Raw genomic sequence first — 5,395 nt, 5'->3', positions numbered from 1 at the left:
CCGCAATATAGTCTGAAAGTTGCAAGATCATTGCGCCACCGGGCAAGATGCGCCCGCCGCCGCCCAGTTTTCGATCGCTTGATAGGTCGCTTCGGCGGAGCCCGGAGCCGGTTCACGACCCGATCCCGGCGCCCAGCCCCAGGCGACCAGTCTGTCGTCGCGAACATGCACCGCGATGTCCTTCAAGCTGCGGTTGCCATTGCGCAAGGGATCCTTGATCTGGGCACAGATTTCGGCCGAGGACTTGCCGAACCAGGCCATCTCGGCTGGCGCCAGATGCCAGTTCTCGGCCCCGGGCGGCCCGTGCAATGCCCTGGAATTGCTGGAGAAATGGCAAGTCATGCAACGCAGGCCCGGACTGCCGAAGCCCGACCCGTCAGCACCGCGCTGGACATTGAAGGCGTGCACGCGCGTGCCGCCGTAATGCGCACCCGACCAGCGCGGTCGCTCGTCCGCGACATGACAGTCAGCGCAGCGCGGATGCGAGAACACCGCATAGACCTTGTCCCATTCGGACAGGGCTTTTGCTGTGTCGACTGCCACCGGCGCCGGCGTCTGGCTCTCTTGCGCGATCGCAAACGATGCTGCGAGCACAAGCATGGCAGCAGGCGTCAGCATGATGACGAGCTTCTTCATGCGAAGGCCACCGTTTTCGACAGCGGCAGCGTGCGGATGCGCTTTCCGGTGAGCGCGAAGATGGCGTTGGCGAGCGCCGGAGCCGCCGGCGGTGTGCCGACCTCGCCGACGCCGCCCATCCTGTGGAAGTTTTCCAGGATGGCACCTTCGAATACCGGGCACTGGAAGATCCGCATGGCGTCGAAATCGTGGAAGTTCGACTGTTCGACCATGCCGTCGGCGAAGGTGATTTCCTGCCCCATCGCCGCCGAAAGACCGTAGATGGCCGCCGAGATCAACTGCGCCTCGATGATGCCGGGGTCGAGCGCGGTGCCGACATCGGCGGCGATCCACACCTTCTCGATGCGGATGCCGGCCGGCGTGTCCGCCACCTGGACGATCTCGCCGACCCAGCTGCCGAAGGACAGCGTGAAGGCCATGCCCCTGGCCTTGCCGGCGGGCAGCGCCTCGCCCCATTTCGCCATCGCGGCGACTTTCTCCACCACCTTCACCGCCGAGGGATAAGCGGCCATCAGTCTCTTGCGCATCTCTACCTGATCGATTTTTCCGGCAATGGCGATCTCGTCCATAAAACCCTCGTGGAAGAAGCCGTTGACCGAGCTGCCGACCGAGCGCCAGGAGCCGACAGGGATGGAGACCGGCGCCGCGACACCAGTGACCCGGTAATTCGGGATGGAGTAGGGTTGGTCGTAGGCGCCATCGACGATGGTCTTGTCGGGACCGAGCGGCGATATCGAGGGGAACAGCCGGCGCAGCATGCCGGCAATCACCGATGGCGAGGCCATCTTCATGTCGACGGCCACCGGCATGCCATCGTCGCCGAGCCGCGCCTGGAACTTGCCTATTGCGGCTGGCCGGTAGGCGTCGTGGCGCATGTCTTCTTCACGCGTCCAGGTCACCTTGACCGGACGCCCGCCCGTCTCCTTCGCCATCAGCGCGGCGCACAGTGCGTAATCCACCTCGACGCGCCGGCCGAAACCGCCGCCCATGAAGGTGGTGTGCACATTGATCTTGTCCTGCCCGATGCCGACCGCGTTGGCGCAAAGCTGCCGCACCAGGGTCGGCGCCTGGTTCCCGCACCAGATGTCTAGCGCGCCGTCCCTGAGCTGCGCCGTGGCGTTCATCGGCTCCATCGTCGCATGCGCCAGATAGGGCACGGCATAGTCTGCCTCGACGATCCTTTCGCGCGGCGCGTCGGCAAAAGCGGTATCGACGTCGCCATTGTCGCGCATCACCGACCCCTTGGTGGCAAGCGCCTGCTTCAGCACATCTGAAATGGCGGCGCTGCCGAGCGGGTATTCGGGATCGGACCACTGGGCGTCGATCGCCTCGGCCGCCTTGAACGCCGCCCATGTATTGTCGGCGATGATGCCGAAGCCATGGCCGTAATTCGTCTCGAGCGGCACGATCTTGATCACGCCGGGCATTTTTTCGGCTTTGGAAAGGTCCGCCTTGACCAGCTTGGCCCAGAAGCGCGGGCTCATCTTGACCGTGCCGTAGAGCATGTCCGGCAGCCTGACATCGATGCCGAAGATCGGCGCCCCGGTCACCTTGGCCAGCATGTCGATGCGCTTTTGCGGCTTTCCCAGCAGCTTCCAGTCGGCCCGGTCCTTGAGCCTGACTTCGGCCGGCGACGCCATCGCGGCGGCGGCCGCGGCGACCGCGCCATAGGTCAGCGACTTGCCCGACGCCTTGTGCAGGATCGAACCGTCGGCCGTTTTCAGATCGGCGGCGGCGACACCCAGTTCTTGCGCCGCAGCCGCGATCAGCATCTGTCGGGCGACTGCACCCGCTTGCCGCATCTTGTCAAAACCATCGCGTGTCGAAGCCGAACCACCGGTGCCCTGCAGGGCAAGGAACTTGCCAACCACGCCGAGACCCGAGCGCACCGCTTGCGCCGTCATGCTCTCGTCGAAGAAGGCGAACGGACCGCCCTCTTGAAGGATCGCGGCGTTGTAGTAGGCATGGGATGCCGGTCCATGCTCGACCTTGACCCGGTCAAGGCCGACATCGAGCTCTTCGGCGACCATGGCCGCCAGCGTCGTCGAGATGCCTTGCCCCATCTCGGCGCGCGGCGCGACGATGGTGATGGTGTTGTCGGCGCCGATCTTCACATAGGGGTTGAACGTCGCCTCGCCCTTGCCGAGTTCGGCCTCGAGCGGGTTCGGAAAAGGCTTGCGATAGTAGTAATAGCCGACGGCAACGCCGCCCGCGACAGCGGCAGCGCCGATCAGAAACGTGCGGCGGGCGATCTTTCCGACACTGGCCATGGTCAGAGACCCGCCGTCTTGAGCGCCGCGGCCTTCTTGATGGCCGAGCGGATTTTGGGATAGGTGCCGCAGCGGCAGAGATTGCCGCCCATGGCATTGTCGATGTCGGCATCGCTTGGGTCGGCGACTTCATCGAGCAGCGCCACCGCGCTCATGATCTGGCCGGCCTGGCAGTAGCCGCATTGCGCGACTTGTTCCTCCAGCCATGCCTGCTGCACCGGATGCAGTCCGCCTGCTGTCCCGATGCCTTCAATAGTGGTGACGGCGCCGCTGACCTGCCCAACCGGGAGTGAGCAGGAACGCACCGGCTGACCGTCCACATGCACCGTGCAGGCGCCGCAGGCGGCGATGCCGCAGCCGAATTTCGGCCCGGTCTTGCCAATGAGATCGCGCAGCGCCCACAGCAGCGGCATGTCCGGATCGGCATCGATATCGAATGACTGCCCGTCGACGGTAAGGCGCATGGGGATACCCTTTGTTGTCGTCCGCTGCCAAGGGCGAAGCGTCCTCTCGGCCATTTCACCTAATACAGATTGACAAATTTCGTCATTTTGTCAAATAGGATTTTGCAGGATAGAATTGCTCCATGAACCAGATCGAAGACATCACCGCCACAGACCCCAAACGCGTCCGTATCCTGGATGGCGCGATGAAGGTGTTTTTGGCCTATGGTTTCTCGCGCACCACCATGGACGATATCGCCCGCGCCGCAGACATGTCGCGCCCGGCGCTCTATCTCCTGTTCAAGAACAAGACCGACATTTTCCGCGCCATCGCCATGATGATCCTGTCACGCTCGGTCGAGGCGGCAAAGATTGCCCTATCCGGCGATGGCCCTTTCACCGAGCGCATGATGCGGGCCATCGACGAGGCATTCATCTCGATGATGGGCGCGGTCGTTGCTTCGCCGCACGGCGCCGAATTGCTGGACATGAAATCGAGCCTTGGCGATCTGGTGGGCTGCTGGCGCGGCGGGCTTGGCCAACACATCAGCGCCGCGATAGAGCGCGAGGCAGCCAGGAACGGCGTCGACCTGGCGGCCAGAGGCCTGTCGGCGCAACTGCTTGCCGACATGCTGCTCGACGGGCTGGAAGGCATGAAGGCGCGGATCAGAGATCCGGAGGGGCAGCGGCAGGCAGCCGCTGCCCTGATCAGGGTGATCGACCTGACCTTGAAAGCTCGATGAAACCAGTATCGGGTTTTCAGTTCAGGCCCGACGGCGAACCACCTCCGGATTTTTGCGCACAGCGAGGAATTCCTTGACCCGCCGGCCAGGTGCCGGACCGCGCACCGGCTTGAAGCCGTCATCGAGTTCGCCGGAGAGATCGAGCGTCGGTCGCTTGCCGACGGCCTCGTAATTCTCTTCCAGCCAGTCGCTGGCGGCGGTGCGGCCGAGATCACGCAGGTAGGTCAGAAACGCCCATTCGGCGTTGACCTTCGAGGACGCCGACAGGTCCTTGAACGCCTCGTCGGCATCGATGCGGTGCATGCGGATGTCGCGATACTCGCCATGCGGCAGACGGCCGGCGGCGATCAGTTCCTTGACGAAGGCGATCGAGCGGAATTCGCGCAGCAACCCGGCGTTGAAGGCGATCTCGTCGATGCGGTTCTGGATCTCGTTGGCGCTTCTTGGTGTTCCCTCCCGCACCACCGGATTGATCTGCACCAGAAGCACGTCCTCGGTCGCAGCCGTCTTGAAGAACGGATAAAGCGCCGGGTTGCCGCCATAGCCGCCATCCCAATAGGGCACCCCCTTGATCTCGACAGCACGGAACAGTTGCGGCAGGCAGGCCGAGGCCATCACCGTGTCGAGGTCGATCTCGCCATCGGAAAAGACGCGCAACTGTCCGGTCTCGACATTGGTCGCCGAGATGAACAGTTCCATCGACTTGCAGGCGCGGACATTGTCGAAATCGATCTCCTGCTGAACCACGTCGCGCAACGGGTTGAGGCCGAGCGGATTGGCGACATAGGGCGAGAACACCCGCGACATGGTGTCGAAGAAGACATAGCCAGGCGTATTCTCGATCGACCAGTTGCCCCAGGCGACATCCCACGGCATGCGCTGTACCGGGCTGAACCGGCCCTTGGCCGCCACCGCGCGCCAGAAATCGTCAAGTTTCTGCCGCGCTCCCTCGACACCTCCGCGCACATATCCGTCGGCCAGCGCCACCGCGTTCATGGCGCCGGCGCTGGTGCCGGACACTGCTGATATCTCCAGCCGTCCGTCCTCCAGCAGGCGGTCGAGCACACCCCAGGAAAAGGCCCCGTGCGAGCCGCCGCCCTGAAGCGCGATGTTGATCTTCTTCTTTGTCTCCTCCGCCTTGCCGTTTTTGGTCATGGCGTCGTCCTTGGTTCGTTTTGGATAGATGAGAAGATTTTGCGCCTCACGCGGCGGTCCAGCCGCCATCGACCGAGAGGTGCGTGCCGTTGATCTGCGCTGCCGCGTCCGAGCACAGGAACACCGCCGCTGCCGCGATCTGCTCCAC

Annotated in this window: 6 protein-coding genes; 1 reads left to right on the top strand and 5 read right to left on the bottom strand. The window is 63.8% G+C overall.

What is annotated here, in order from left to right:
• Window positions 1-27: 27 nt before the first annotated feature.
• From EOC06_RS29060 to EOC06_RS29050, 3 genes are read right to left on the bottom strand one after another with little or no spacing between them, the layout of a single operon-like run.
• Window positions 28-636 (bottom strand): hypothetical protein, encoded by a 609-nt coding sequence (locus EOC06_RS29060; protein ID WP_127323174.1) that lies wholly within the window; start codon window positions 634-636, stop codon window positions 28-30.
• Entirely contained in the window at window positions 633-2,906 is a 2,274-nt protein-coding gene (locus EOC06_RS29055; protein ID WP_128309417.1) for a xanthine dehydrogenase family protein molybdopterin-binding subunit, read from the bottom strand. Before EOC06_RS29055 ends, EOC06_RS29060 begins: the two co-directional genes overlap by 4 nt.
• Before the next feature lie 2 nt (window positions 2,907-2,908).
• Window positions 2,909-3,370, bottom strand: a complete 462-nt coding sequence (locus EOC06_RS29050) for a (2Fe-2S)-binding protein (RefSeq protein WP_013529191.1) — start codon at window positions 3,368-3,370, stop codon at window positions 2,909-2,911.
• A gap of 122 nt (window positions 3,371-3,492) precedes the next feature.
• Between EOC06_RS29050 and EOC06_RS29045 the strand changes: the two genes are divergently transcribed.
• A complete protein-coding gene (locus EOC06_RS29045) occupies window positions 3,493-4,092 on the top strand; it encodes a TetR/AcrR family transcriptional regulator (protein ID WP_128309416.1) in 600 nt (199 codons plus the stop codon).
• A 21-nt stretch (window positions 4,093-4,113) separates the two neighbouring features.
• Here the strand turns inward: EOC06_RS29045 and EOC06_RS29040 are convergent, their stop codons facing one another.
• Both EOC06_RS29040 and EOC06_RS43795 read right to left on the bottom strand, forming a co-directional pair.
• Window positions 4,114-5,247 (bottom strand): patatin-like phospholipase family protein, encoded by a 1,134-nt coding sequence (locus tag EOC06_RS29040; RefSeq protein ID WP_128309415.1) that lies wholly within the window; start codon window positions 5,245-5,247, stop codon window positions 4,114-4,116.
• Window positions 5,248-5,293: 46 nt separating this feature from the next.
• Window positions 5,294-5,395: SDR family oxidoreductase (locus EOC06_RS43795; RefSeq protein WP_245470173.1), on the bottom strand; the 102-nt coding region annotated here is incomplete at its 5' end.

Source organism: Mesorhizobium sp. M7A.F.Ca.MR.362.00.0.0 (assembly GCF_004023175.1).
GTDB lineage: Bacteria > Pseudomonadota > Alphaproteobacteria > Rhizobiales > Rhizobiaceae > Mesorhizobium.
The sequence above is the reverse complement of the archived record's forward strand: the minus strand, read 5'-3'. Positions and strand labels throughout refer to the sequence as shown.